The following is a 25,803-nucleotide window of genomic DNA, read 5'->3' as shown; positions in this document are numbered from 1 at the left end:
GCCCTGCTGCTGCGTCAGGCCGATCCGCAATACTTGTGAACGATTGCGTTGATCTCGGATGCGATGATGGGTTTGCGCAGATGCCCGTTCATGCCATTTGATGTCACCGCCCCATCGTCGTGATAGTCGCTGTCTGCGGTCACCGCGATGATCGGGATGCTCCGGGGTGGGTCGGATGCCTTTTCGCGAATGCTCCGCGTGGCATCGACGCCGGACATGCGGGGCATGTGAATGTCCATCAGGATGACGCCATAGGCGTCGGGGTTGGCGCATACGATATCCAGGCATTCCTGCCCGTCCTTCGCGATGTCATAGTCGTAGCCCAGGGTGCTGAAGATTTCGCCCATCATGTACTGGGTGAAACTGTCGTCTTCGGCCAGCAGGATCTTCTTGGCAGGTTGGGTCATGCGGCTTCTTCCCCGATGTCACGTGCAGGGATCTGCAAGGTGAAGGTCGTCGCATAATCCTCTAAGTTTGACGGACTTTCAACCTCTAGCTGTCCGCCCATCAGTTTGGCCAGATCGCGGCTGATCGACAGCCCCAGACCGGTGCCGCTGTGGCGGCGGGTCAGGCTGTCATCGACTTGTGAAAAACGCTCGAACACGTTTGTGCCGTCGTTGCACAAGATGCCCGGGCCGGTGTCCGAGACAGAGATTTCGATCATCGGGCGGTTTGCGGCGGTTGCTTGGGTCATGCCAACGGCAATCATCACTGCCCCCTCGGCCGTGAACTTTGCCGCGTTGTCACACAGGTTGTGAACGATTTGCGACACACGCTTGTCATCGAAACACACGTCGGTCGGCACGTCGTCCGCGACCTTAAGATGGACCTTGATGTCTTTTTCATAACGCATGACGGACCCGACGGCCGTGTCGCGCCATTGTTCGGCAAGAGACATCAGATTGACCGACCGCGGGTTCAAGCGCACTGCGTTGGCTTCCAGCCGGGACACTTCCAGCACGTTGGTCAACTGCCCCAACAGGACGTTGGCGGCATCCAACCCGGTCGCGGCCTGCTTTTTCTGTCGCGCAGGCACGTCCGACATCTCGATCAACTGGAACAGGCCCATCATCGCGTTCAGCGGCGTCCGGATCTCATGGCTCATGTTGGCAAGAAACCGTTTGCGGGCAAGCGCGGCGGTGACCGCTTCGGTTTCGGCCTTCTTGCGCTGCGCCACTTCGTTCTCCAGCGCGTCGATCTGCTGTGCCGACCGATGGCTCATATCGTTCAGGGCCGACACGATCTTGTCTATGGCATCGGGGCGCATCTTGGCGCGCCGGTCCAGTGTCAGGGACAAGGGCGCCTGGCCCGGGTCCGCCACCCCTATACGTTCGGCGACGTCCGACAGATGCCGCGTGACGTACCAATAGTAGACAATCAGCAAGGCAAACGCGACGAGATAGGCCTTGATCAGGTTCGTTGCGATCAGTGTCAGGAATTGTGCCCACAGATCGGCCCAGATGCTGTCGAGAGACAGATAGATTGTCAGCGTGCCGATCACATTGCCTTCGCCGTTCACATTGCGCTCAAGCTCGAAGGTCGTCTCGCGTTCCAGATACGACTGATCGCCATATTCAAAGCTGTGGCCGGTGGTCGACGCCAACATGACATGCGCCACCGCCGGGTCCGACTGAATGCCGCGCAAGATGATGTCGACCTGTTCAAAGTCAAACTGCCACAATGCGTTTTGCAGGGGTTCCAACGCGCTGGCGCTGACCCGATCAACCACCTGAAAGGCGGTGCCGACCTGGCGCTGATAACTCAGGTACAATTGAACACTGGACGCCACCGCGGAAAACAGCGTGCTGATCAAAAGGGTCGCAACCACCAGGCGGAGGCCCAGCGGATCGCGCAGCGCTGTTCGAACAAACCCCATCCGCTAGTCACCCACATGCCGGTCCAGGATCGCGTCCAGCGTCCCATCCGCCCGCATATCCGCAAGCGCTGCGTTAAAGTCGCCCAGCACCTGATCCCGGTTCGGGAAATCGTTGCGCATCGCCATGTGGATGTTCTGCGACGTCAACGCGCCTGGAACAATCTCCAACTGACTGGCAAGGGTCGGATCAAGGATGCGCATGGCATAGTTTACCACATCAACACTATCGAGCGTCAAATCCGCGCGTCCAAAGGCCACCATTTGCATGGCTTGCAGGGTCGTTGTCACAAACACCTTGTTCAGGTAATCGGCGCGATCAAATTCATCTTCATACAGAAAGCCGTCTCCGACCGCGATTGTGTAGGGCCGCAGCGCCGGCACCGACGTGAATGTGTAAGTCTCTCCCGTCCGCTGAACCAGATGCACGTCGGTGGCATAAAACGGGTCACTGTAATCAAGGAATGCGGTCAATTCCTCATCCAGAAAAAGGCTGCCGACCACATCGAATTCGCTGCGGCGCGCGCCGTCCATGATCCGTGCCCAGGGAACCACATCGCTTTCCACCGTGTACCCGGCACGGGCGAACACTTCTGTAATGACATCAAGGGACAGTCCCCGGCCGGGCAATCCCGCGCCAGAGAATGGCGGCCACTCGTCCGCGACCGCCCGGATGGTGGGCGTGTCGCCGGCGACCTGCACAACTGTCCCAAGCAGCGTTGCGGCCAAGGCCAACAGCGACAGACATTTCTTCATTTCGATCACACCGTTCCTGCTTCGCGCGTAAGTTATGCCTGCCGCATGTCCCGATACAAGCATGAGTTGCATCTGCGCGTCGACGCCGCAACGTGTCGCGACGGACCCAACACAACGGCACCGCATGCCCGGGGCTCTTAACCAGTTACACAGAGTGGTTAAGCCATCGTGTACGCCGGAACTCGCTCTGGCCTAGTGCCGTGAAATTGCCGTCGCTGCGGCGTCAACGGCGGCACGGGTTCGCTCAATATCGTTGCGGGTCAGCGCCAGCGACGGATAAAGCTTGCCCGGAGACTTGAAGATGCCGTGATCTCGCAAGACCGCGTTCCACCGTGCGTTCCGTTGCGGATCGTCGTGACGGGCCGACCGGTAATCCACACAGGACTGCGCCGTGAAAATCACGTCAAACAGCGTGGCATCCCCGCACATCTTGTGTGGCACGTCCACATGCGCTAGGGCGGTGCTGATCATTTCCATCACCTCTGTGCCCACAGCCCGCAAGGCATCGTATTGGCCGGGTCTGCGCAGGATCTCCATCGTCTTCAACCCGGCAACCGATGCGACCGGGTTCCCCGAAAGTGTGCCAAGCTGCATCAGCCATTTGCCCTGTCCCACGCGCGCCTTGTCGAAATGGGCCATGATATCGGCGCTGGCACCCAGGGCCGCCAGGGGAAACCCGCCGCCAATGATCTTTCCCAAGGTGCAGATGTCGGGCACCACGCCGTAATGTTCCTGCGCCCCCCCATAGGCGAGGCGAAAGCCGGTGACGATTTCGTCAAAGATCAGCAAGACACCGTGGCGCGTGCACAGCTCACGCAGCCCGTGCAGGAAACCCGGTTGCGGCGGAATGATACGCTGCAACGGCTCCACGATGATGGCCGCGATATCGGCATGTTCATCCAGCAGCGACGCCACGGCCCGAAGGTCATTGAAAGGCGCGATCAGCATCTGGTCCGCCACGCTGGCGGGAATGCCCGCGCTGTCGGGAACGGCCTGCGGAAAATTCACATCCCGCGCGGGTGCCAAGCTCATTTGCGCTTCGGCGCTCATCCCGTGATACCCGCCCTCGAACTTCAGGATCTTGGTACGCCCGGTAAAGGCGCGCGCAAGCCGGATCGCATACATGTCCGCTTCGCCGCCCGAAGTGACAAAGCGGACCTGTTCGCAGCAGGGGACCGCATCCACGATGGCGGCGGCCAACTCGATGCCTGCGGCATTGTTGGCGAAAAAGGTCATGCCCTTGGGCAATTGCTCCAGCACCGCCTCCATGACTTCGGGGTGGCCGTGGCCCAGAAGCATGGGGCCCGACCCGATCAGGTAATCGACATAGGCGCGTCCATCTTCGTCCCACACCCGCGATCCCTCGCCGCGCGCGATCACGATGCCGGGGTCGAAATTGCCAAACCCGGCCGCCGGTAGCACGGCGCTTGCATGGTCAATCCATTCGGCTTGGGTGCGGATTTTCATTGGCTACTCCCAGATGTGATCAGGACGGCCCAATGCCTCGGCATTGACCGCGATGCCAAGGCCGGGACCGTCCGGGGGGCAAATGCGGCCCTTTGCCCGGACCGGGGCATCGGGTGCCAGGCGCGGGCTGACATAGCCCGACAGGTCGCAGGTGTTCAGCACCCGGTCCGGCGGGGTCGCGGCGGCCAGGTGCAGGACGGCAGCGGTGGTGATATCACTGCCCCAGGTGTCTTCGACGCACATCCGCGCGCCCAGATACAGGCACAGGTCGCGCGCACGCCGCGTCGCGCTCAACCCGCCGAACTTGCTGAGTTTCAGGGCAACGGCATCCATGCAGCCGCGGGCGTGTGCCTCAAGCAGGGATGCGGTGTCATGGGCGACCTCGTCCAACTTCATGGGCAGGCAGGTCGCATCGCGCACCCGGGCGCAATCTTCAATGGTCGGGCAGGGCTGTTCCAGCATCACATCCAGATGGGCCGCGGCCCGGCCCACGCGCGTGGCGTCCAGCGACGTGGCACCGCAGTTCCAGTCGCCATAGACCAACGGCCCGGGCCCCACGGCCTCCCGCACCCTGGCCAGCCGTTCCACATCCGTATCCCACCCGCCCGACGCCCCCAGCTTGGCCTGAAACTGGGTGATGCCCTGCGCCTGTGCATCGCGCGCGATGCGCGCCATCTCGTCGGGGTCAACACATGTGATCGAGTGATAGAGGGGCAGGCTTTCGCTTTGACGCCCGCCCAGCAACGCATGTACGGGCAGGTCGGCGACGCGTCCCGTGATGTCCCAGAACGCGATATCAAGCGCGGACTTGGCATAGCGGTGGTCGATCAGATGCGCCTCAAGCCGGGCCATGAGTGCGTCGACCCCAACCGGGTTGGCGCCGATCAAAAGGGGGGCCATCTCTTCAATGGCCGGGGCGACACCGCGGGCATAGGCCGGCAGGTAGTTCGGGATCGGACACACCTCGCCCCAACCGCTCACACCCGCATCCGTGTCGACCCGCAAAATGACCGTTTCGACAGTGTCGCAGGTCTTGCCCGCCGCCATGTAATAGGTCGCGTGGCTTGTCAGGGGCACATGCCACAAGGAGATGCGCGTGATCTTCATCCGTAGACCGCGACCGGATCGCCCAGGGCGTCTTCGTCAGGGTGCACGCCAAGGCCGGGTGCCTCGGGCAAATGCAAATGCCCATCGCGATTGCGTGGCCCGCGCCCGCCTGCGATCTCTGCCGTGATCATGTCCTGACAGGCCCAGACCGCGTGGCAATGGGCATCCGGGATCGTCGCCGCCAGATGCAATGCTTCCGTGTCTGCCAGAACCGACCCACCCGTCGCCATCACAAACATGTCGATCCCATGAGCCAGCGCCACATCGCGCATCCGCGCCGCCTTGGTCAGCCCCCCCACGCGGTTCAGCTTGATGCCGAACACCTCCGCAATCCCCTCGCGCGCGATGCGGCAGGCATCTTGCAGGGTGACAAGGCTTTCGTCCATGGACACGGGACAGGCATGGCGCGGCGCGATGGCGGCAATGCCATCCAGGCTTTCGCAGGGCTGTTCGAACATCACGTTCAGGTCTTCGCATGCGGACATGACGCGCAGGGCCTGCTGCCGGGTCCAGCCCCGGTTCACGTCATAAAGGATGATGTCGCCTGGCGCGCGCAGTGCCTCGACATCCCGAATGCGGGCAATGTCGCGGTCCACGTCGCCGCCAATCTTCACCGAATGGGCGATGTATCCCCGCTGGCGGTAACGGTCGATGACGGCGCGGGTCTCGTCCGCCGTCTTGGCCCCGACAGAGGACGCGATGGGACGCGGCGTGCGCGACCCGCCGCCCATCAGATCGGCGATCGGCAGACAGGCGGCTTGTCCGGCAATGTCCCAACACGCCATGTCGATAGGGCTTTTGGCATACAGGTGACCGGGCAGGGCCATGTCCATGGCCCGCTCCACATCCAGCACCCGGCGCGGGTCAAGGCCCAGGACAAAAGGGGCCATCGTCGCGACCCCGGCGCGTATGCCCGGGCCGTGGGCCGGGACATAGGTATGTCCCCACGGCGTGCCTTCGCCCCAGCCGATCAGCCCGGCGTCGGTTTCAACCCTGACCAGCGTCGCATCCAGCGTCTCGAACTTCAGCCGTCCGCCCGACAGCCAATAGGGATGCTCAAGCGGCAGATCGACCTGATAGACGGTAAGGCGCGTGATCTTCATGGGACAACGACGATGTTGCCTGTGTGCGCCTTGGCGATGAAGGCGCTCTGGGCGGCGTGCAACTCGGCCAGCGGATAGGTCGCGGCCAGCGCCGGTCTGATCTCGCCCGCTTCGATGTAGCGGACGAGGTTGGGCATGACCTCAAGATCAATCACGGTCGAGCCGGCAAAGGTCAGATCGCGCAGGTACAGCGTGCGCAGATCCAGCGTCACCATTGGCCCGGCAATGGCACCGGAACAGGTGTAGCGCCCGCCGCGCTCAAGCACGTCGATCATCGTGGGCCAATACGTCCCGCCCACGACATCCGCCAGAACGGTGATCTTCTCGGCCCCCAGGGCCTTGCGCAGGTTGCCGGGCGCGCGGGGCAGAACGACATCCGCGCCCAGTGCAGCCACGTCGGCGTGCTTGGGTTCCGATGCCAGGGCAATCACCCGTGCCCCGCGCCGCCTGGCCAACTGGACCAGGGCGCCGCCCACGCCGCCGGAGGCACCGGGCACAAGAACGGTATCGGCATCGGTGACAGCGGCCCGGGTCAGCATCCCCTCGGCTGTGGAATACGAACAGGAAAACGTTGCCAACTCGGCATCCGACAGATCAGACTGCACAGTCACCGCGTTGCGGGCGGGCATGGTTGTATACTCGGCAAATCCGCCATCCCGTTCCGATCCAAAATACCCGGTCCTTGTCTTGTCGGTCAGGTCCTCTGGATCGCGCAGCCAGTTGTCAGTGATGATCCGCTCGCCCATCCGGGCCGCATCAACGCCTGCGCCCACGGCCACAATGGTGCCGCACACATCAGCCCCCTGGATACGCGGGAACGCGATGGGCGCGCCGCCCCAGCTTGGGTCCTCTTCGCCCACGTCGTCATAGGCCCCACCGCTTGTGGCCTCGGTCACTGTCTTGGAATACCAGCCCGAGCGCGTGTTCACGTCCGTGTTGTTCAACCCGCAGGCGCCCACCTTGATCAGCACTTCGCCGGGGCGGGCCTCGGGGCGCGGCCAATCGGTGTGCCAGACCATCTGGTCCATGTCGCCATGGCCCATCGTGACCATTGCGTTCATCGTGTCGGGCAACGTCATGGCGCCGTCTCCATGTGGCTGTCGGTGCGCGGGCGCACGCTGTGTGGGTCATAGGCCGGTTCGGCCAACACGCGTGCCCGACGCGGGGTGCCATGAATGACAACCTGCAACGCGGTGCCGGGTGTGGCGGCAGACTGTTTGACGTAGGCAAAGGCCAGGCCCTTGCCCACCGTCGGGCCAAAGACAACGGATGCGGTCGATCCGACAACGACGCCATCGTGCAACACCGCCTCGCCACCATGGCCATCAATCTCACCATCAGGTTCGATCTCAAGATAGGCGCAGACCCAGGGCAGGTCGGTGTTGAAGGTGCATTCGGACCCCAGGAACGTCTTGTCCGCCCGGGCAAAGCGCAGCACGTCCGCTTCGGCCAGAGTGACCTCATTCGTCAATTCGCCCGCGCCCTTGAACCCCTTTTCCATGCGCATGACATTCATGGCAAAGCTGCCATAGTCCCTCAGGCCCAGCGGTGCCCCGGCGGCCCAAAGGGCGTCGTAGACATCAACGCAGGCTGCGTTGGGCATGTGCAGTTCCCACCCCAATTCCCCGGCATAGGACATGCGGAAGGCCCAGACAGACTGACCCGCCACCGCGATTTCCCGTGCCGACAGCCAGCGAAAACGGGCATTGTCGAGGGGGGCATCGGTACAGGCCCCAAGGATGGCGCGTGCCTTTGGCCCGTTCAGCGACAGGGCTGACCAGTCCGCCGACAGCGCCTTGACCCTTGCATCCGCATCGCCCTGATGCTGTGCCAGGTGATCCAGCAACCGCTGCTCGAAGAACGCGGCGCACACCAGGTAGAACCGATCCTCCGCCATCCGTACAATCGTGGTTTCCAATTCGATCCGACCGCGACGGTTCAACATGTGGGTCAGGGTGATCGACCCCACATTCTGTGGCATCCGGTTGGCCGTCAGCCGGTCCAGCAGGGCGTAAGCATCCGGCCCCGACACCTCGACCTTGGTAAATGCGGTGACATCCATGATCCCGGCCGCCTCGCGCACCGCTTTGACCTCGGCCGCGACCACGTCATCCACAACCGTGCGCCGGAAACTGTAATGGTCTTCCTGCGCCACACCGCCTGTCGCAAACCAGCGTGGGCGCTCAAAGCCGTACACGTCTTCGAACACCGCCCCCTTCGATTTCAGATGCGCATAGAGCGGCGATGGTTTCACCGGCCGCCCGGCCAGCCGGTTGAAATGGGGGAAGGGGATCTCGTGGCGCAGACAGTAATCTTCCTTGGCCTTGATCACTTGCCAGTCCTTGGTGGCATAGCCGCCAAAGCGGCGCGGGTCATAATCGCGCATCGAAATGTCCGCCGCCCCATGCACCATCCATCGCGCCAGTTCGCGCGTCAGGCCCGGCCCCCAGCCAATCCCGATCTGTGTGCCACAACAACACCAGTAGTTCCGCACACCCGGCGCGGGGCCAATCAGCGGGTTGCCATCGGGGGGATGGCTGATGGCCCCGTGCACATCGCGGGTGATCCCAAGGTTCGCAAAGATGGGCATGCGGTTCAGGCTTTCCTCAAGCCACGGCATCACCCGGTCATAGTCCGCATCAAACAGTTCGTTCTCGGCCTCCCACGGGCAATGATCCTCCCACACCGTGTTTGGATTGGCCTTTTCGTATATGCCGATCAGCCCCTTCTTCTGTTCCATCCGGATGTAGCCAGAGACTTTTTTGTCATCGCGGATGACCGGCAGTTCGGTGTCCAGATCGCGGAATTCCGGCACCTCGTCAGTCACGAAGTAATGGTGGGTCATCGACGTCATGGGCAGTTGCAGCCCCGACCATTCGCCCATCTGGCGGGCATAGGTGCCGCCGGCATTGACCACGTGTTCGCAGGAAATGGTGCCGCGCTCCGTTTCGACCACCCATGCGCCGTTCGTGCCCTGGGTGATGTTCGTCGCGCGACAGCGGCGCACGATGCGGACCCCCTTGGCCCGCGCGCCCGCCGCCATCGCCATAGTTACATTTGTCGGGTCCACATGCCCGTCATCGGGTGTGTGCAGCGCGCCCAGCACGCCGTCCAGATTGTAGAACGGATGCAATGCGGCCACACGCTCGGGGCCGACCAGCTCTATGTTGAACCCAAGGGACCGGCCCACCGACAACGTGTGCCGCAGCCAATCCATCTCGTCCTCGGTATAGGCGAGGCGAAAGGACCCGCAGCCATGCCAAGTGACAGGCTGGCCCGTCTCTGCCTCAAGCCCGCCGGAATACAGGCCGATGTTGTAATCGACGCATTTGCCCAATGAGAAACTGGACGTCGAATGCGTGATCTGCCCGGCAGCATGCCACGTGCTGCCGCTGGTCAGTTCCGCCTTCTCCAGGAGAACCGTGTCCGCGCCCCACCCTTCATGGCCAAGGTGATAGGCAAGGCCCACGCCCATCACGCCGCCCCCCACGATGACGACCCGCGCGTGGGTCGGAAAATCACTCTCAGCCATGAATCGCATCTCGGGTTGGCGCAAATAATGCTCGACACGCTAATCGTACATTTATACCTTCGTCAATTATGAATGACACAGATGTATCATCGCGCGTCCTGACCCGTCTGTCCGACGAATTCGGCGACCTCACGCCCGAGGCGCAGAAGGCCGCCAAATACGTGCTGGAAAACCCCCGCGACATAGGTGTGTCGACCGTGCGCGAGATTGCGGAAGCGGCCCAGGTCAAACCCAACACCGTTGTGCGTATGGCGCGGCAGGTCGGCTTTGACGGGTACGAGGATTTTCGCGCCCCGTTCCGCGAGGCGATCCGCCAGGGGCAGGTGACCTTCCCCGACCGCGCGCGGTACCTGCAGGACATCGGCAAATCCGGCCAGCTTGGCGCGCTCTATGCCGACATGATCCAATCCGCCTTGCGCAACATCGAAGAGACATTCGCCAACATTCCAACCGACGCCCTGACCGCGGCAGCCAAGGCCATCTGGACCTGCCGAAACGTCTTTGTGCTTGGTGTCGGGGTCAACAATGCCAACGCCCGCAACTTCACCTATCTTGCCTCGACCGGCATGGTGCAATTCCATGCGATCCCCCGCGCCGGGTCCGTCGCGACAGACGATCTGGCCTGGAGCGACGACCGCGATGTCCTGATCGCCATCACCTGCGCCCCCTACCGCCGCGAAGTGATCGAAGCGGTCGAGGTTGCGCGCGAACAGGGCATGACAATCATCGGGATAACCGACAGCCCCGCCAGCCCGCTCTACCGCGCCGCCGACCATGGCTTTGTCGTGGCCGCCGACACGCCGCAGTTCTTTCCGTCCTCGGTCAGCACCATCGCGCTGCTCGAAACGCTTCTGTCGTTTGTCATCGCCCAATCCACCGACAAGATCGTCGAGCGGGTCGAGGCGTTTCACGCCCGCCGTCACCGCATTGGTCTGTATACCGAGGGGTCCGAATGACCGAACCGATCCGCGCGCTTCCCGCGCGCTATTACACCGACCCCACCATGTTTGCCGTCGAACGGGCCGGGCTGCTGGCGCAAACCTGGCAATTTGCCTGCCACGCCTCCGACCTTGGCGAACCCGGCGCCTACTGCTGTTTCGAGGTTGCGGGCGAAAGCCTCTTTGCCATCCGGGGGCGCGACGGTGTGATCCGTGCCTACTACAATGTCTGCCAGCACCGCGCGCACCAACTGGTGCAGGGCAGCGGCACGACCCGCGTCATCGTCTGCCCCTACCACGCGTGGACCTATGAACTGACCGGAGAGTTGCGCGCAGGCCCCAACCTCAAGGCGGTCGAAGGGCTGCAAAAATCCGAAATCTGCCTCACGTCCATCCGGGTCGAAGAGTTCCTTGGCTTCGTCTTCGTCAACCTTGACCCGAACGCGGCCCCCATGGACGACTGGTTCCCGAACGCACGCGCGGAACTGGAAGACTGGGTGCCCAACTGGGCCGACCTGCGCCCGCTCGAATGGGTCGAGATCGCGGAACGCTGCAACTGGAAGGTCAGCGTCGAAAACTACTCGGAATGCTACCATTGCAGCCTGAACCACCCGACCTTTGCCAACGGCGTGGTCCGGCCCGATACCTACGACATCCAGCCGCAAGGCAAGTGCCTGCGCCACACGACGCAATGCCAGTCACTGGATCAGATGACCTATGATATCGACAGCGGCTTTGCCCACAGCCACGAATATTCCAGCTGGTTCCTGTGGCCCATGTTCAGCTTTCAGGTCTATCCGGGCAATGTGCTGAACACCTACCACTGGCGGGCCATCGACGCTGAAAATGTGGTGGTCTGGCGGGGCTGGTTTTCGGTGGACGGCGCAGACGACGAAACCGTGCGACGGCTTGCGGTTCAGGATCGCGCCACCACGGTCGAAGAAGATATCGGACTGGTGGAATCCGTCCAACGCGGCCTGCAATCGCGCGGATATGTGCCCGGACCGCTGGTTGTCGATCCAAAGGGCGGGGTGAATTCCGAACATCCGGTCATGCATTTGCAACGCTGGATGCGCGCGGCCATAGAAGACGCACCGCAAGCCCAAGGAGACACCCAATGAGCACCTTTGACGAAGACCTGTTTCTGAAAGGCCTCGAACAGCGCAAGGCGACCCTGGGCGCGGAATACGTGGAAAGGAACCTCGCCGCCGCTGACGATTTCACGCGACCGTTCCAAGAGGCGATGACCGCGTGGTGCTGGGGGTTTGGCTGGGGCGACGATGTGATCGACGCCAAGACGCGGTCGATGATGAATCTTGCGATGATCGGCGCGCTGGGGAAGATGAGCGAATGGGAAATCCATTGCCGCGGGGCCATCACGAACGGTGTCAGCCGCGAAGAAATCCGCGCCATCATCCATGTGGTGGCGATCTATTGCGGTGTACCGCAGGGGTTGGAATGTTTCCGGGTCGCGCGCCGGGTGCTTGACGAAGAATGAGCACGCGGCACCGTATGGAATCGCCGTGACACACTCTGTTTCGATCACCTGGACAAGCGGGACGCTGCCGGGTCCGGTTGGCGACCGGCATGGCGTCCAAAGGGCTTTGAATGCTGCGGCTCGCGATAAGGCGCTGTAACTCTGGCGTAAATTTCTACTAACTTTTTAGTTTGACAGAAATTTTACTTTGCGCCTATCGTAGCTCAAGTCGGAGAAAACCGGCTCACATGGAAATTTGGGAGGACACAAGATGCGCAAGTATCTTCTCTCCGCGACGGCTGTGCTTGCAGTCATTGCGGGGCATGGGACTGCTTTTGCCGACACGGCGGCAGCCCAGAAATGGATTGACCAGGAATTCCAGCCATCCACGCTCAGCAAGGCCGAGCAGATGTCGGAAATGGAATGGTTCATCCAGGCAGCCGAGCCGTTCTCGGGCATGGAAATCAACGTGCTGTCCGAAGGCATTCCGACGCATGGCTATGAATCCGAAGTGCTGACCAAGGCGTTCGAGGAAATCACCGGCATCAAGGTGAACCACCAGATCCTTGGCGAAGGCGAGGTCGTGCAGGCTGTGCAAACGCAGATGCAGACACAGCGGAACCTCTATGACGGTTACGTCAACGATTCGGACCTGATCGGCACCCACTCGCGCCTGCAACTGGCCTACAACCTGACGGAGCAGATGGCCGGCGATTGGGCAGACACCACAAGCCCGACGCTGGACCTGGAAGACTTCATGGGCATCCAGTTCACCACCGGTCCCGATGGCAACCTCTACCAATTGCCCGACCAGCAATTTGCGAACCTGTACTGGTTCCGCAAGGACTGGTTCGATGACGAAGAAAACAAGGCCGCATTCCAGGCCAAGTACGGCTATGAACTGGGTGTTCCGGTCAACTGGTCGGCTTACGAGGACATCGCCGAATTCTTCTCGGAAGATGTGCAGGAAATCGACGGCGTCCGCATCTATGGCCACATGGATTACGGCAAACGCGCCCCGGACCTTGGCTGGCGCATGACCGACGCGTGGCTGTCGATGGCCGGTGCGGGTTCGGTGGGCGAGCCAAACGGCGTGCCGATCGACGAATGGGGCATCCGCATGGAAGCAGGGTCCTGCAACCCTGCGGGCGCGTCTGTGACACGTGGCGGTGCGGCAAACGGCCCTGCGGCGGTTTATGCGATCCGCAAATGGGATGAATGGCTGCGCCAATACGCGCCACCCGGTGCGGCCTCGTTTGATTTTTATCAATCTCTTCCTGCGCTTAGCCAAGGGAACGTGGCCCAGCAGATCTTCTGGTACACCGCCTTTACCGCCGATATGGTCAAGCCGAAATCCGAAGGCAATAACACCGTGGACGACGACGGCATGCCGCTCTGGCGGATGGCGCCCAGCCCGCACGGACCATACTGGACCGAAGGACAGAAGGTTGGCTATCAGGATGTGGGGTCCTGGACCTTCCTGAAATCGACACCATCGGATCGTGCGCAGGCCGCGTGGCTCTATGCCCAGTTCGTGACGTCCAAGACTGTGGATGTGAAGAAGTCCCATGTGGGTCTGACTTTCATCCGCGACAGCTCGGTCAACCACGAAAGCTTTACCGAACGCGCGCCCAAGCTGGGTGGTCTGGTCGAGTTCTACCGCTCGCCTGATCGCGTGGCGTGGTCGCCCACTGGCATCAACGTGCCCGATTACCCCAAGCTGGCCCAAATCTGGTGGCAGCAGATCGGTGACGTGAACTCCGGTGCCTTCACACCGCAGGAAGCGATGAACCGTCTGGCCGAGGAAATGGATATCACCATGGCCCGGATGCAGCAGGCGGACGAAGCGGCAGGTGTCTATGGCGGCTGCGGCCCGCGTCTGAACGAAGAGCGGGATGCCGAATGGTGGTTCGCCAATGGCGGTGCCAAGCCGAAGCTCGACAACGAGAAGCCGCAGGGCGAGACCGTCAACTACGACGAACTGGTCGCGCGCTGGCAGCAATAAGCGACAGGTGGTCCCCGCGGGGACGCGGGGACCACCGATTGCAGGCCGGGCTTCAGCCCGGCATCCGCATGGGGTGTGCCGGGCTGAAGCCCGGCCTACGGGACGAGACTTATGACAATCGAGCTGAAATCGGCCGCGAAGGCGATCCGCGGGATCACCCATATCAAGCCGACCTCTCTGGTGCTGGAGACGGGACATTTCAACGTCCTTCTGGGCCAGACCGGATCGGGCAAAACCTCTTTGATTAAGCTGATGGCGGGCCTTGACCCGCTGGCCGGTGGCGAGATCTGGATGGACGGGCGCGACGTGTCCAAGCTGTCCACGCAAAAGCGCAATATCAGCCTCGTGCACCAGTTCTTTGTGAATTACCCCCAGATGACGGTCTACGACAACATCGCCTCCCCCTTGCGGGTTGCAGGCATGGCCAAGTCCGAAATTCAGGGCCGGGTGGAGGAGGCCGCAGACATCCTGCAACTCCGCCCCATGCTCAACCGCCGCCCGCAAGAGCTGTCAGGCGGGCAGCAGCAAAGGACTGCGCTGGCGCGCGCGATTGCCAAGGAAAGCCGGGCCGTGTTTCTGGACGAACCGCTGGCGAACCTGGATTACAAATTGCGCGAGGAATTGCGGGAACAACTGCCGGAACTGTTTGCAGGACGTGGGGCGGTCGTGGTCTACGCCACGTCCGAACCGGAAGAGGCGTTGTTGCTGGGTGGCAAGACCGCGTTGATGGATGACGGCGTGGTCACGCAGTTCGGAACGACCGCCGACATCTATCGCAAGCCCGAAAATCTGACCGCCGCGCGCGTGTTCTCGGATCCGCCGATCAACGCGGCGCGGATGTCGAAGTCGGGGACGACAGCGACCCTTGATACCGGGGCAAGCTGGACTGTTGCAGGTGCCGCGGCAGACCTTCCCGACGGGTCCTATACCCTCGCAATCCGACCGCATCATGTGACGCCTGTCCCCGCGGGGACAGATTATGTTAAATTATCCGGTAAGGTTTTGGTAACGGAATTGTCGGGGTCCGAGTCCAGTGCGCATTTCCAAATGGGGGGCGACGGCTGGGTATCTTTGGCCCATGGGGTGCATCCCTATGAGGTGGGCGAGGCGCATGATTTCTACATGGATGCCAGCCAGGCGTTTTATTTTTCTCAAGATGGGAGGCTCGTGGCATGACCCGGATTTCCCAGCATTGGTGCGCCGTCAAGGCACACCCTACGGCACCCTGTAGGGTGCGCATTCATGCGCACCGCACCGGAGCGACATGATGGCCAAGATCACGCTTTCGAACCTACGCCATTCCTACCTGCCGAAGCCTTCGGGGCCTGCGGACTATGCGCTCAAGGAAATCGACCTCGATTGGCAGGACGGCGGGGCCTATGCGTTGCTGGGACCGTCGGGCTGTGGCAAGTCCACGCTGCTCAATATCATCTCAGGCCTGCTGACCCCGTCCGAGGGGCGCATCCTGTTTGACGACCGCGATGTGACCGACCTGCCGCCCGATCAGCGCAACATCGCGCAGGTGTTCCAGTTCCCGGTGATCTACGACACGATGACGGTGCGCAACAATCTGGCCTTTCCGCTGCGCAACCGCGGCGTGGACGAGGCGCGGATCGCGCAGCGCGTGGCCGAGATTGCGCAGATGCTGGAGGTCGAGGAGATGCTCGACATCCGCGCCGCGCATCTGTCCCCCGACAACAAGCAGAAGATTTCGATGGGGCGGGGATTGGTCCGCGACGACGTGAACGTCGTCATGTTCGACGAACCGCTGACCGTGATCGACCCGCATCGGAAGTGGAAGCTGCGGTCCAAGCTGAAGGAACTGCACCAGCGTGTGCGTGCCACGATGATCTATGTCACCCATGACCAGACCGAGGCGCTGACCTTTGCCGATCAGGTGGTGGTGATGCAGGACGGTGAGATCGTGCAGATCGGCACGCCCGTGGAACTGTTCGAACGGCCGCAGCACATTTTCGTGGGTCACTTCATCGGCTCGCCCGGCATGAATGTCCTGCCCGCAGAAGAACGCGATGGCGGTGTGCGCTTCCAGGGCCGCGCGGTGGCCCTGGAAGGGGCTGTGACCGGGCAGGGTGGCATCACGCAGATCGGCATCCGCCCTGAATTTGTCGCGCTTGCAGATGCGGGCCTGCCTGCACGGGTTCGCAAGGTGTCGGATGTAGGCCGTCACGCCGTGGTCGAGGCGATGGTGGGCGACGCGCCCGTCAAGGCCATAGTCGAGGGTGAGTTGCCTGAACAGGGGGCAGAGGTGCATCTGGCGTTTCGGCCGGACCATACGCGCCTGTACCGGGATGGGTGGATCGCGACAGCAAAAGAGGGACCGGCAGCACAATGAAGACCGAAAATCAAAAGGCGTGGTTCTTTGTCCTGCCCGTGCTGCTGCTGGTCGCGTTCAACGCGCTGGTGCCGATCATGACGGTGGTCAACTATTCGGTGCAGGAGACGTTTGGCAACAACGTGTTTTTCTGGCAGGGGCTGGATTGGTTCGAACAGATCCTGCGGTCCGACCGCTTTCAGGCCGCGCTGGGGCGGCAGTTCCTGTTCACCTTCCTGATCCTGATCATCGAGATTCCGTTGGGTATAATCATTGCGCTTTCGATGCCGAAGAAGGGCATGTGGGTGCCTGTGTGCCTGGTGCTGATGGCGCTGCCCATGCTGATCCCTTGGAACGTGGTGGGGGCAATGTGGAACATCTTTACCCTGCCCAAGATCGGATTGCTTGGCTATTTTCTGAACGACGTGTTGGGCGTGCCCTATGACATGACCCAGAACCCGTTTGCGGCTTGGGTGACGATCATCGTCATGGACGTGTGGCACTGGACGTCCTTGGTGGTGCTGCTGAGCTATGCGGGCCTCGTGTCCATCCCGGACGCCTATTACCAGGCGGCCAAGATTGATGGGGCGAGCCCCTGGAAAGTGTTCCGCTATATCCAGTTGCCGAAGATGAAGACGGTGCTGACCATCGCCATCCTGCTGCGGTTCATGGACAGCTTCAACATCTATACGGAGCCGTTTGTTCTGACCGGTGGCGGGCCCGGGAATTCGACGACATTGCTGTCGATTGATCTGGTCAAGATTGCCCTGGGGCAGTTCGACCTTGGCCCTGCGGCGGCGATGAGCCTGATCTATTTCGCGATCACGCTGCTGGTGTCGTGGTTGTTCTACACCCTGATGACGAAGGATGATGCGCAATGAGGTCTTATCGTCTGATCCAAGTCACGCTCGGCGGGCACCGCCGGGCATGCCCACCCCGGGGGGGCGTGCAAGCCCTCAGTTCTGCCGAACAACCCATTGGGCGAGGTGTTTGCCATGCGTAAACGCTCCCTCATCCCGATCCTCTATATCGCGTTTCTGATGCTGCCGATCTATTGGCTGGTGGCGATGTCGTTCAAAACCACGAACGAGATCCTGTCGGGGTTTTCCCTTTTCCCGCAGACCTTCACGCTGGACAACTACAAGGTCATTTTCACCGACCCGAGCTGGTACTGGGGCTACATCAACTCGATCATCTATGTGTCACTGAACACCGTGATCTCGGTTTGCGTGGCCTTGCCTGCGGCCTACGCGTTCTCGCGCTATCGGTTCCTTGGGGACAAGCAGTTGTTTTTCTGGTTGCTGACAAACCGCATGGCCCCGGCGGCGGTGTTCGCGTTGCCGTTTTTCCAACTCTATTCCTCGGTCGGTCTGTTTGACACGCATATCGCGGTGGCGCTGGCGCATTGCCTGTTCAACATCCCGCTGGCTGTGTGGATTTTGGAGGGGTTCATGGGCGGTGTGCCCAAGGAACTGGACGAGACGGCCTATGTCGACGGCTATTCCTTCCCGCGCTTCTTCGTCGTGATCTTTCTGCCCACGATCAAGGCGGGCGTGGGTGTGGCGGCGTTCTTCTGTTTCATGTTCTCGTGGGTCGAGTTGCTGCTGGCCAAGACGCTGACGGCGGTGCAGGCCAAACCCATCGCCGCCGAGATGACCAAGACGGCGTCGTCCGCGGGCTACGAATTGGGACTGCTGGCGGCGGCGGGGACGCTGACGATCATCCCCGGGGCCATCGTGATCTACTTTGTGCGCAACTACATCGCCAAGGGCTTTGCCCTGGGGAGGGTGTGATGAAACGACTTCTCTGGCTTGCAGCCCTTCTGCCGACCAAGGCACTTGCCCAAGGGTGGGGCAATGTCGCCAACACTCAGGAAGACAAGGGGTTTTCGTGGACGGACCCGCTTTGGCCCAGCTTCTGGATGGCATGGACGCCTGCCACTTTCGCCCTGTTCTGCGGCATCTTCGGGGCCATTGCGATCATCGGTGTGCTTGAGGTGGTCAAGTACCGTGACGGGATCGAACGGCGCGGTATCCTGGGGCTGACCACGACATTGGGGGATCGGCTGTTCATCTCGCTTCTGGGGTCGGCCTACATCTTTCTGGCGTGGCTGGGGCTGATGGGCCAGCCGCTGTGGATTCCGCTGGGCCTTGCCCTTGGTTGGGGCGTTTTCTGCTTCTGGAAGGTGTGAGAAAGCGTTTTGTAAAACGAAAGACTTCGTATTTACTCGGCCGGTGTGACGAGTGAGCGATGTGTCTTGGATAGGACGGAATGAGACAAAAGAAGAAAAGCGACCTGCTGACCGAGGTGGAACTGGAGTTCATGACCGAGCTTTGGGACCTGGGCGAGGGGACCGTACGGGACGTTCTGGACCAGCTGCCGGAAGGTCGGGACCTGGCCTATACCTCGGCCGCGACCATCCTGCGCATCCTGGAGCAAAAGGAATTTGTGACCAGCCGCAAGGATGGCAAGCGCCATGTCTTCAAGCCGACGCTGGGCAAGGATGCGTACCAGACCCGCTCTCTCAAGGATCTGTCGATGAAGCTGTTTGATGACACGCCTGCGTCCCTCGTGGCGCGGCTGGTCAATGATGACGCGCTGACAGAGGAAGCATTGGGGCAAATCCGGGCACTTGTGGATCGGAGGTTGAAAAATGATTCCGGGTGACGCGCTGCTCGACGCTTTTATCAATGCCAATATCCTGTTCGTCGTGGCCTACGCTTTGTGGTATGCCGCGCGATTTCTGTTTCACCGGCTGGGCCTCAGGCACAGCTACGCCACGCAATTGCACCTTCTGAACAGCGTGTTTGTGGCGATTGTGCTGTCGCCGTTCTTGATCGTGGCCTTTGCGGCGTTGCAGGCCAGCGGCTACGCCAAAAGCGTGAACGTCAATCTGTCGGATATGGTGGTTGCCTACTACCTGAACGGCGGCTTCAGCATGCAGGCGACCGAGTTCGAAAAGTTGGTGAACCTGCGCGATACGTTCCTGAACAACGTGGTCAACGCGGCAGGGTGGGTGGCCTGGACCGTGATCGCGGCCTTCTTTGCGGGCCTGATCATCGGGACCGGGCGGTTGGTGTTTTCCATGTTCTGCCTGGGGCGCATCGTGTCGGCCAGCTATGCCTGGCGGCGGTTCGGGCGCATCCGTCTGCGACTGTCGGACAGAACGCTGGTGCCGTTTTCCACGCGTGGGTTGCGCAACTACTATGTTGTGATCCCGTCGCACATGCTGGGGCAACCCAAGGAACTGAGCGTGTCGCTGGCCCATGAATTCCAGCACCTGCGCCAGGGCGATATCGAGTGGGAGATCGTGCTCGAGGCGCTGAAACCCTTCTTCTTTCTCAACCCGGCCTATCATGCCTGGAAGCGTCAGGTCGAACATCTGCGCGAACTGTCCTGCGATGCCGAGGTGCTGACGCGGGGCCGGATCGATGTGCGGGCTTATTGCGAAACGTTGCTGGCCGTGTGTCAGCAAACCCTGCGACGCGACCGGATGTTTGTCGTGGCCGTGCCAAAGGTGACATTGGTCACCGCCGACCGATCCACCCTGCGCGATGGGCGCATGACGTTTCTGGAACGGCGGATCACCTCGCTTTTGGACATGCGGCACCTGCGGCACCCGCGCTTGCTGTACATGGCGACCCTGCTGCCACTGATCGGGGCCATCATGCTGACTGCCATTGCCATCCAACGGCCCGGCGACTGGAGCCAGGACCGGCTTATGCTGTCGACGGTTGTGAACCTTGAACGGCTGGACGAAATCAACCGGCTGTCCACCTTTGGCCGGGTGCGCAATTAAGACCTAGTCAGACCGCCACGCCCGGTCGTCGGGGCGGTCAAGCTCCTGCATAGGGGGCTCGTCCGGGGCGTTGATCCGGTGCATCAGGGCACGGGCCATGAAGTTGCCCGCCTGATCGATGTTTTCCTCAACCACCAGAATGCCCGAGCGGAAGCGACGCAGGAAGGTGATCGCCTCTTTGGCCACGACATCAAAATCCTGTTCCAGTACAAAACCCAGACGTTCAACGGTCGAGACCATGGTGACGCACCCGCCGATACTGGGCGCAATCAGGCCGTCGGGGCGGTCATCGTGTTGGAACACCGGGATCATCGCCTGTTCGATCACCGGGTTGTCCTGGTGGGCGTTGGCCCCTTGTATGACCGAGAACCGCACGCCAAATTCAGCGGCCGCGCGCGTGGCCCCGTCAATCATGTTCTGGGCATAGGTCTGGTTCCGGGGCGGGGCCAGCATGGCAATGTGTTTGCGCCCGCGCCCGGCCAGTGCCTTGACCGCCAGCGCGCCATAGCTGGTGTTGTCGTAGTCGAAATAGGCGTGCCGGTCGCACGCCGCTGTCCGCCCATGGGTGACAAACGGGAACTTGTGATCAATCAGATAGTCGACGCGCGGATCGTCTGGTTCGATCTGGTTGATGATCAACCCGTCCGCGCTGCCGGTTTCCACGATGTAGCGAATGGGCACCATCGGGTCCTCGTCCGGGAAATAGGGCGTTATGATCATGTGGTATTGCGTGCCACGCAATGACGACGCGACCGAGGATATCAGCCGCGCGGTGTGGTTCATCATGTCGTGTTCGGTCGACATCACGATGCTGATCACGTTGGTCCGGCCGGTGCGCAGCCGCACGCCCGCGCGGTTGGGACGGTAGCCGATCTGCTTGGCGATATCGCGCACCCGTTCCTTGGTGTTCTTGCGAATGTCCGGGGCATCGGCCAAGGCCCGCGACACGGTGGGCACAGCCAAGCCCGACAGACGCGCAATCGTCTTGAGCGTCGGGCGTTCGCCCGGTTTAAGGGCGATGGGGGTCGGCGTGTCCGGGCTGCCGGTCTTGGTCATTTCGGGCCCCTTCCGGCGCATATCCGCAGGTTTGCCCGGACAATGGCCCAAGGCAATGTCAACGGAACCAAGCCGTTGCGTTCCGTACGGTAGTTAATTCGATCCATAGCAAAATTCTACCTTGATCGGAAAATCTAAATCGTTGTAGCAATTACTATAACGATTTAGAAGTCAGGGAGGACTCACTATGAAAAAGATCGCAAAACTGATGGCGTCCGCTGCATTCTGCACGGCGTCCGTGGCCCATGCCGGAGAGCTTGAGGTCACGCATTGGTGGACATCCGGGGGCGAAGCCGCGGCTGTGGCCGAATTTGCCAAGGCATTCGATGCCACCGGCAATACCTGGGTGGATGGCGCCATCGCGGGGTCGGGCGGCACCGCGCGCCCCATCATCATCAGCCGCATTCTGGGCGGTGACCCCATGGGCGCCACGCAGTTGAACCACGGGCGGCAAGCCGAAGAGTTGATCGAGGCGGGTCTGATGACCGATCTGACCGACCTGGCCGAGGCCGAGGGCTGGAAAGACATCGTGAACCCGCCCTCGCTCTTGGATGCCTGCACCTATGAGGGCCGTATTTATTGCGTGCCGGTCAACATCCACTCGGCCCAGTGGATCTGGCTGAGCCACGGGGCGTTCGAAAAGGCAGGTCTGTCGGTGCCCGCGAACTGGACCGAATTTGTCGCCGCCGCGCCCAAGCTGGAAGAGGCGGGGATCACGCCGCTTGCCATGGGGCAGCAGGGCTGGCAGCAGAACCTTGCCTTTGGCACGATCACCATCGCGATTGCGGGCATCGACGCGTGGCGCAAGGTGTCGGTTGAACGGGATGTCGCGACAGCGCAGGGCCCGGAATATGCGGCGGTGTTCGAGGCCGTTGCGAATGCCCGTGAACTGGCGCGCAATTCCAATGTGCAGGACTGGAACCTTGCCACGAACCTTGTGATCACCGATCAGGCCGCTGGCCAGATCATGGGCGACTGGGCGCAGGGCGAATTCCAGGTGGCTGGTCAGGTCGCGGGCGAGGATTACACCTGCCTGCCGGGTCTGGGGGTGAACGAAATCCTCGATACCGGTGGCGACGCGTTTTACTTCCCCGTGATCGATGATGCGGCCACGAAAGAGGCGCAGATGGCGCTGGCCTCGACGCTGATCGCGCCGGAAACGCAAGTGGCGTTCAACCTCAAGAAGGGATCGCTGCCCGTGCGCGGTGACATCGATCTGTCGGCTGCCAATGACTGTATGCAGAAGGGTCTCGAGATCCTGGCCGCAGGCAATGTACTGCCGTCGGGTGACATGAATCTGACCGCCGACACCCAGACCCAGATCGAGGATCTGATGGCCGAGTTCTGGACCTCGGACATGTCTGCCGGTGATGCGCAAGCGCGCTACGCCGACATCATCGCGTCTGCCGAGTAAGACGCGCCTCCCAGTCGCCTGCCCGATGTGATGTCGTATCGGGCAGGCGCAGTGCGACATGTGATGGGGTGGGTCATGTCCTCTTCTTCTTCCAAAGCGCGGAAGCCTTCGGGTCTGTTCCGCAACCTGTCGGCCAAGATTGCGTCGGTGCCGATGGTGCTGACGGCGCTGGTTGTGTTCGTGGGCGGTACGGCCTGGACGGTGGTGTATTCGTTCACGTCATCCAAGCTGCTGCCCAAGCTGAACTTTGTGGGGCTCGATCAATACGAGCGGCTCTGGGGCACCCGGCGGTGGCTGATCTCGATCGAGAACCTGGCGGTTTACGGCTTTTTCTCGATGATCTTCACGCTGCTGATCGGGTTTACCCTTGCGGCCTTGCTGGATCGCAAGATCAGGGGGGAGAATGTGTTTCGCACCATTTTCCTCTATCCCTTCGCGCTCAGCTTTGTTGTGACGGGCCTTGCGTGGCAATGGATACTGAACCCCGATCTGGGCGTGCAGCATGTTGTCCGGTCGATGGGATGGGACAGCTTTACCTTCAACCCGCTGAACGACCCCGACATCGTGATCTATGGCATCCTGATTGCCGGGTTGTGGCAGGGCACGGGCCTGATCATGGTGATCATGCTGGCCGGACTGCGCGGCATTGACGAAGACATCTGGAAAGCGGCCCGCGTCGACGGGATCGGTACCGTCAAGACCTATATCCGCGTGATCATTCCGATGATGCGCCCCGTCTTTGTGACGGCGCTGGTCCTGATCGCGAGCGGGATCATCAAGATCTACGATCTGGTGGTGGCCCAGACCAATGGCGGACCCGGCATCGCGTCCGAGGTGCCCGCGAAATACGTCATCAACTACATGTTCCGCGCCCAGAACCTGGGCCAGGGCTTTGCCGCGTCAACCATGATGCTGGTGAGCGTGATCATCATCCTGATCCCGTGGGCCTACCTGGAATTCGGAGGCAAGAAACGTGGCTGATGCAATCACCCCGCGCGGGCCCAAACCGCGCCCCCGCTTTTCGCGTGCAAATGTCATGCTCTACGGCACGCTGATTGTCGTGGCGGCCTACTATGCACTGCCGCTCTACGTGATGATTGTCACATCGCTGAAGGGCATGCCCGAAATCCGCCTGGGCAACATCTTTGCCCCCCCGGTCGAGATCACCTACCAGCCCTGGGTCAAGGCGTGGGCCGAGGCGTGCACCGGCATCAACTGCGAAGGTCTTTCCCGCGGGTTCTGGAACTCGGTCCAGATCCTGATCCCGTCCGTGATCCTGTCCATCGCAATCGCATCCGTGAACGGCTACGCGCTTGCAAATTGGAGGTTCAAGGGATCCGAGGTCTTTTTCACCATTCTGATCGTGGGGGCGTTCATCCCCTATCAGGTCATGCTGTACCCGCTGGTCATCATCCTGCGCGAACTGGGCCTGTACGGGAACGTCTGGGGTCTTGTGCTGGTGCACACGATCTTTGGCATGCCGATCCTGACGCTGCTGTTTCGCAACTACTTCACTTCTGTACCCGAAGAGTTATTCAAGGCCGCTCGCGTGGACGGGGCAGGGTTCTGGGGCATCTACTTCCGCATCATGCTGCCCATGTCCCTGCCCATCTTCGTGGTGGCGATCATCCTGCAGGTGACGGGCATCTGGAACGACTTCCTGTTCGGCGTGATCTATACCAAGCCCGCCGACTACCCGATGACCGTGCAGCTGAACAACATCGTCAATTCGGTACAGGGCATCAAGGAATACAACGTCAACATGGCCGCCACGCTGCTGACCGGTCTTGTCCCGCTCATCATCTACTTCGCCTCCGGCAAGCTGTTTGTCCGGGGCATCGCCGCGGGCGCGGTGAAAGGCTGATCCATGACTTCTGTTCTTGTCAAAGACCTGACTTTGAAATTCGGCGCGCTGACCGTGCTGGACAACCTCAACATCGACATACCCGAGGGCGAGTTTCTGGTGCTGCTGGGTGCGTCGGGCTGTGGGAAGTCCACGCTGCTCAACTGCATCGCGGGGCTGCTGGACGTCACAGACGGCGAAATCCACATCAACGACCGCAATGTGACGTGGGAGGAACCCTCGGGCCGTGGCATCGGCATGGTGTTCCAGTCCTACGCGCTCTACCCGCAAATGACGGTCGAGGGGAACCTGTCATTCGGTCTGAAAAACGCGCGGATGGCGCGCGACGAGATCAGGAAACGCGTGGCGCGGGCGGCAGAGATCTTGCAGATCGAGCCGCTGTTGCAGCGCAAACCCGCCGCCCTGTCCGGCGGGCAGCGCCAGCGGGTCGCCATTGGCCGGGCCCTTGTGCGCGACGTGGACGTGTTCCTGTTTGACGAACCCCTGTCGAACCTGGATGCCAAGTTGCGCGCCGACCTGCGGGTCGAGATCAAGCGCCTGCACCACAACCTGAAAAACACGATGATCTATGTCACCCACGATCAGGTCGAGGCGATGACACTGGCCGACCGCATCGCCATCATGAAGGGCGGGATCATCCAGCAACTGGATACCCCGACCGAAATCTACAACCGGCCCACAAACAAATATGTGGCCGGGTTCATCGGCAGCCCCGAGATCAACTTCTTTGAAGGGTCGGTCGAAGACGGCGTGTTTGTCACCGCCACGCAGCGCTTTTCGCTGGAGGGGTACACGTTTCAGGGGGCCGCGCAGAATGGTCCGGCGTGGCTGGGCATCCGACCGGAACATATCGTGTCCGGTGATGGCGCGCGCCATCTGCCGGTCACGGCCGAGGTCACCATCGACATCGTGGAACCGATGGGGTCCGACACGTTGGCCTGGGCCGATCTGGCCGGGGTGCCGGTGCGCATCCGGATGGACGGGCAGGCGGCAGTGTCCACAGGGGACAGCATCCTGATCGGGTTTGACCCGGCCCGTGCGTCGCTGTTTGACAAAACGACCGAGGAAAGGGTCTGAGCC

The 25,803-nt window shown here is 61.5% G+C and carries 24 protein-coding genes; 15 read left to right on the top strand and 9 right to left on the bottom strand.

The features are described 5' to 3' along the window. Positions 1-14 precede the first annotated feature (14 nt). The 8 genes from Q0844_RS14765 to Q0844_RS14730 form a co-directional block, all read right to left on the bottom strand. Positions 15-407, bottom strand: a complete 393-nt coding sequence (locus tag Q0844_RS14765) for a response regulator (protein ID WP_299046283.1) — start codon at positions 405-407, stop codon at positions 15-17. After that, positions 404-1,876, bottom strand: a complete 1,473-nt coding sequence (locus Q0844_RS14760; RefSeq protein WP_299046282.1) for an ATP-binding protein — start codon at positions 1,874-1,876, stop codon at positions 404-406. Before Q0844_RS14760 ends, Q0844_RS14765 begins: the two co-directional genes overlap by 4 nt. Before the next feature lie 3 nt (positions 1,877-1,879). Then, a complete protein-coding gene (locus Q0844_RS14755; RefSeq protein ID WP_299046280.1) occupies positions 1,880-2,629 on the bottom strand; it encodes a transporter substrate-binding domain-containing protein in 750 nt (249 codons plus the stop codon). A 192-nt stretch (positions 2,630-2,821) separates the two neighbouring features. Then, on the bottom strand, positions 2,822-4,096 hold the full coding sequence (locus tag Q0844_RS14750; protein WP_299046278.1) for an aminotransferase class III-fold pyridoxal phosphate-dependent enzyme: 1,275 nt from the start codon (positions 4,094-4,096) through the stop codon (positions 2,822-2,824). 3 nt (positions 4,097-4,099) lie between these two features. Continuing rightward, positions 4,100-5,203: a mandelate racemase/muconate lactonizing enzyme family protein gene (locus Q0844_RS14745; RefSeq protein ID WP_299046276.1), complete on the bottom strand. Its 1,104-nt coding sequence runs from the start codon at positions 5,201-5,203 to the stop codon at positions 4,100-4,102. Then, positions 5,200-6,306: an enolase C-terminal domain-like protein gene (locus Q0844_RS14740; RefSeq protein WP_299046275.1), complete on the bottom strand. Its 1,107-nt coding sequence runs from the start codon at positions 6,304-6,306 to the stop codon at positions 5,200-5,202. The genes Q0844_RS14745 and Q0844_RS14740 overlap by 4 nt, the downstream gene beginning before the upstream one ends. Continuing rightward, a complete protein-coding gene (locus Q0844_RS14735; RefSeq protein ID WP_299046272.1) occupies positions 6,303-7,385 on the bottom strand; it encodes an alcohol dehydrogenase family protein in 1,083 nt (360 codons plus the stop codon). Before Q0844_RS14735 ends, Q0844_RS14740 begins: the two co-directional genes overlap by 4 nt. Then, on the bottom strand, positions 7,382-9,838 hold the full coding sequence (locus Q0844_RS14730; protein WP_299046269.1) for an FAD-dependent oxidoreductase: 2,457 nt from the start codon (positions 9,836-9,838) through the stop codon (positions 7,382-7,384). The genes Q0844_RS14735 and Q0844_RS14730 overlap by 4 nt, the downstream gene beginning before the upstream one ends. 68 nt (positions 9,839-9,906) lie before the next feature. Here Q0844_RS14730 and Q0844_RS14725 point away from each other — a divergent pair, with 68 nt between their 5' ends. The 11 genes from Q0844_RS14725 to Q0844_RS14675 all read left to right on the top strand — a co-directional run bounded on the left by Q0844_RS14725 (position 9,907) and on the right by Q0844_RS14675 (position 20,389). Then, positions 9,907-10,794, top strand: coding sequence for a MurR/RpiR family transcriptional regulator (locus Q0844_RS14725; protein WP_299046266.1), 888 nt, complete (start codon positions 9,907-9,909; stop codon positions 10,792-10,794). Then, positions 10,791-11,897: an aromatic ring-hydroxylating dioxygenase subunit alpha gene (locus Q0844_RS14720; RefSeq protein WP_299046263.1), complete on the top strand. Its 1,107-nt coding sequence runs from the start codon at positions 10,791-10,793 to the stop codon at positions 11,895-11,897. Before Q0844_RS14725 ends, Q0844_RS14720 begins: the two co-directional genes overlap by 4 nt. Continuing rightward, positions 11,894-12,274, top strand: a complete 381-nt coding sequence (locus tag Q0844_RS14715; RefSeq protein WP_299046259.1) for a carboxymuconolactone decarboxylase family protein — start codon at positions 11,894-11,896, stop codon at positions 12,272-12,274. Before Q0844_RS14720 ends, Q0844_RS14715 begins: the two co-directional genes overlap by 4 nt. Positions 12,275-12,524: 250 nt before the next feature. Further along, on the top strand, positions 12,525-14,258 hold the full coding sequence (locus Q0844_RS14710; RefSeq protein WP_299046256.1) for an ABC transporter substrate-binding protein: 1,734 nt from the start codon (positions 12,525-12,527) through the stop codon (positions 14,256-14,258). 111 nt (positions 14,259-14,369) lie between these two features. Next, positions 14,370-15,434, top strand: a complete 1,065-nt coding sequence (locus Q0844_RS14705; RefSeq protein ID WP_299046253.1) for an ABC transporter ATP-binding protein — start codon at positions 14,370-14,372, stop codon at positions 15,432-15,434. 91 nt (positions 15,435-15,525) lie between these two features. Next, positions 15,526-16,611: an ABC transporter ATP-binding protein gene (locus tag Q0844_RS14700; protein WP_299046250.1), complete on the top strand. Its 1,086-nt coding sequence runs from the start codon at positions 15,526-15,528 to the stop codon at positions 16,609-16,611. Beyond that, positions 16,608-17,471, top strand: coding sequence for a sugar ABC transporter permease (locus Q0844_RS14695; RefSeq protein ID WP_299046248.1), 864 nt, complete (start codon positions 16,608-16,610; stop codon positions 17,469-17,471). Before Q0844_RS14700 ends, Q0844_RS14695 begins: the two co-directional genes overlap by 4 nt. A gap of 114 nt (positions 17,472-17,585) precedes the next feature. Then, positions 17,586-18,383, top strand: a complete 798-nt coding sequence (locus Q0844_RS14690; RefSeq protein WP_299046246.1) for a carbohydrate ABC transporter permease — start codon at positions 17,586-17,588, stop codon at positions 18,381-18,383. A gap of 128 nt (positions 18,384-18,511) precedes the next feature. Next, positions 18,512-18,781: a DUF2160 domain-containing protein gene (locus Q0844_RS14685; RefSeq protein ID WP_366523020.1), complete on the top strand. Its 270-nt coding sequence runs from the start codon at positions 18,512-18,514 to the stop codon at positions 18,779-18,781. Between the two features lie 80 nt (positions 18,782-18,861). Further along, positions 18,862-19,257: a BlaI/MecI/CopY family transcriptional regulator gene (locus Q0844_RS14680; protein ID WP_299046242.1), complete on the top strand. Its 396-nt coding sequence runs from the start codon at positions 18,862-18,864 to the stop codon at positions 19,255-19,257. Beyond that, on the top strand, positions 19,244-20,389 hold the full coding sequence (locus Q0844_RS14675; RefSeq protein WP_299046239.1) for a M56 family metallopeptidase: 1,146 nt from the start codon (positions 19,244-19,246) through the stop codon (positions 20,387-20,389). Before Q0844_RS14680 ends, Q0844_RS14675 begins: the two co-directional genes overlap by 14 nt. A gap of 3 nt (positions 20,390-20,392) precedes the next feature. On the opposite strand, the gene Q0844_RS14670 is transcribed toward Q0844_RS14675, so the two are convergent. Beyond that, the gene (locus Q0844_RS14670; protein ID WP_299046236.1) at positions 20,393-21,445 is read right to left on the bottom strand and encodes a LacI family transcriptional regulator; all 1,053 of its coding nucleotides are present in this window, start codon (positions 21,443-21,445) and stop codon (positions 20,393-20,395) included. Between the two features lie 187 nt (positions 21,446-21,632). On the opposite strand from Q0844_RS14670, the gene Q0844_RS14665 reads away from it, so the two are divergent. The 4 genes from Q0844_RS14665 to Q0844_RS14650 all read left to right on the top strand — a co-directional run bounded on the left by Q0844_RS14665 (position 21,633) and on the right by Q0844_RS14650 (position 25,800). Continuing rightward, positions 21,633-22,859, top strand: a complete 1,227-nt coding sequence (locus Q0844_RS14665; RefSeq protein WP_299046233.1) for an ABC transporter substrate-binding protein — start codon at positions 21,633-21,635, stop codon at positions 22,857-22,859. A 75-nt stretch (positions 22,860-22,934) separates the two neighbouring features. Further along, positions 22,935-23,840 carry a sugar ABC transporter permease gene (locus Q0844_RS14660; RefSeq protein WP_299046230.1) on the top strand — a complete coding sequence of 302 codons (906 nt, stop codon included), beginning with the start codon at positions 22,935-22,937 and terminating at the stop codon, positions 23,838-23,840. Then, complete coding sequence (locus Q0844_RS14655) at positions 23,833-24,723, top strand: carbohydrate ABC transporter permease (RefSeq protein WP_299046229.1); 891 nt, start codon at positions 23,833-23,835, stop codon at positions 24,721-24,723. The genes Q0844_RS14660 and Q0844_RS14655 overlap by 8 nt, the downstream gene beginning before the upstream one ends. A 3-nt stretch (positions 24,724-24,726) precedes the next feature. Then, the gene (locus Q0844_RS14650) at positions 24,727-25,800 is read left to right on the top strand and encodes an ABC transporter ATP-binding protein (protein ID WP_299046227.1); all 1,074 of its coding nucleotides are present in this window, start codon (positions 24,727-24,729) and stop codon (positions 25,798-25,800) included. Positions 25,801-25,803: the final 3 nt, after the last annotated feature.

Source organism: uncultured Tateyamaria sp., from assembly GCF_947503465.1.
Taxonomy (GTDB): Bacteria; Pseudomonadota; Alphaproteobacteria; order Rhodobacterales; family Rhodobacteraceae; genus Tateyamaria.
The sequence above is the reverse complement of the archived record's forward strand: the minus strand, read 5'-3'. Positions and strand labels throughout refer to the sequence as shown.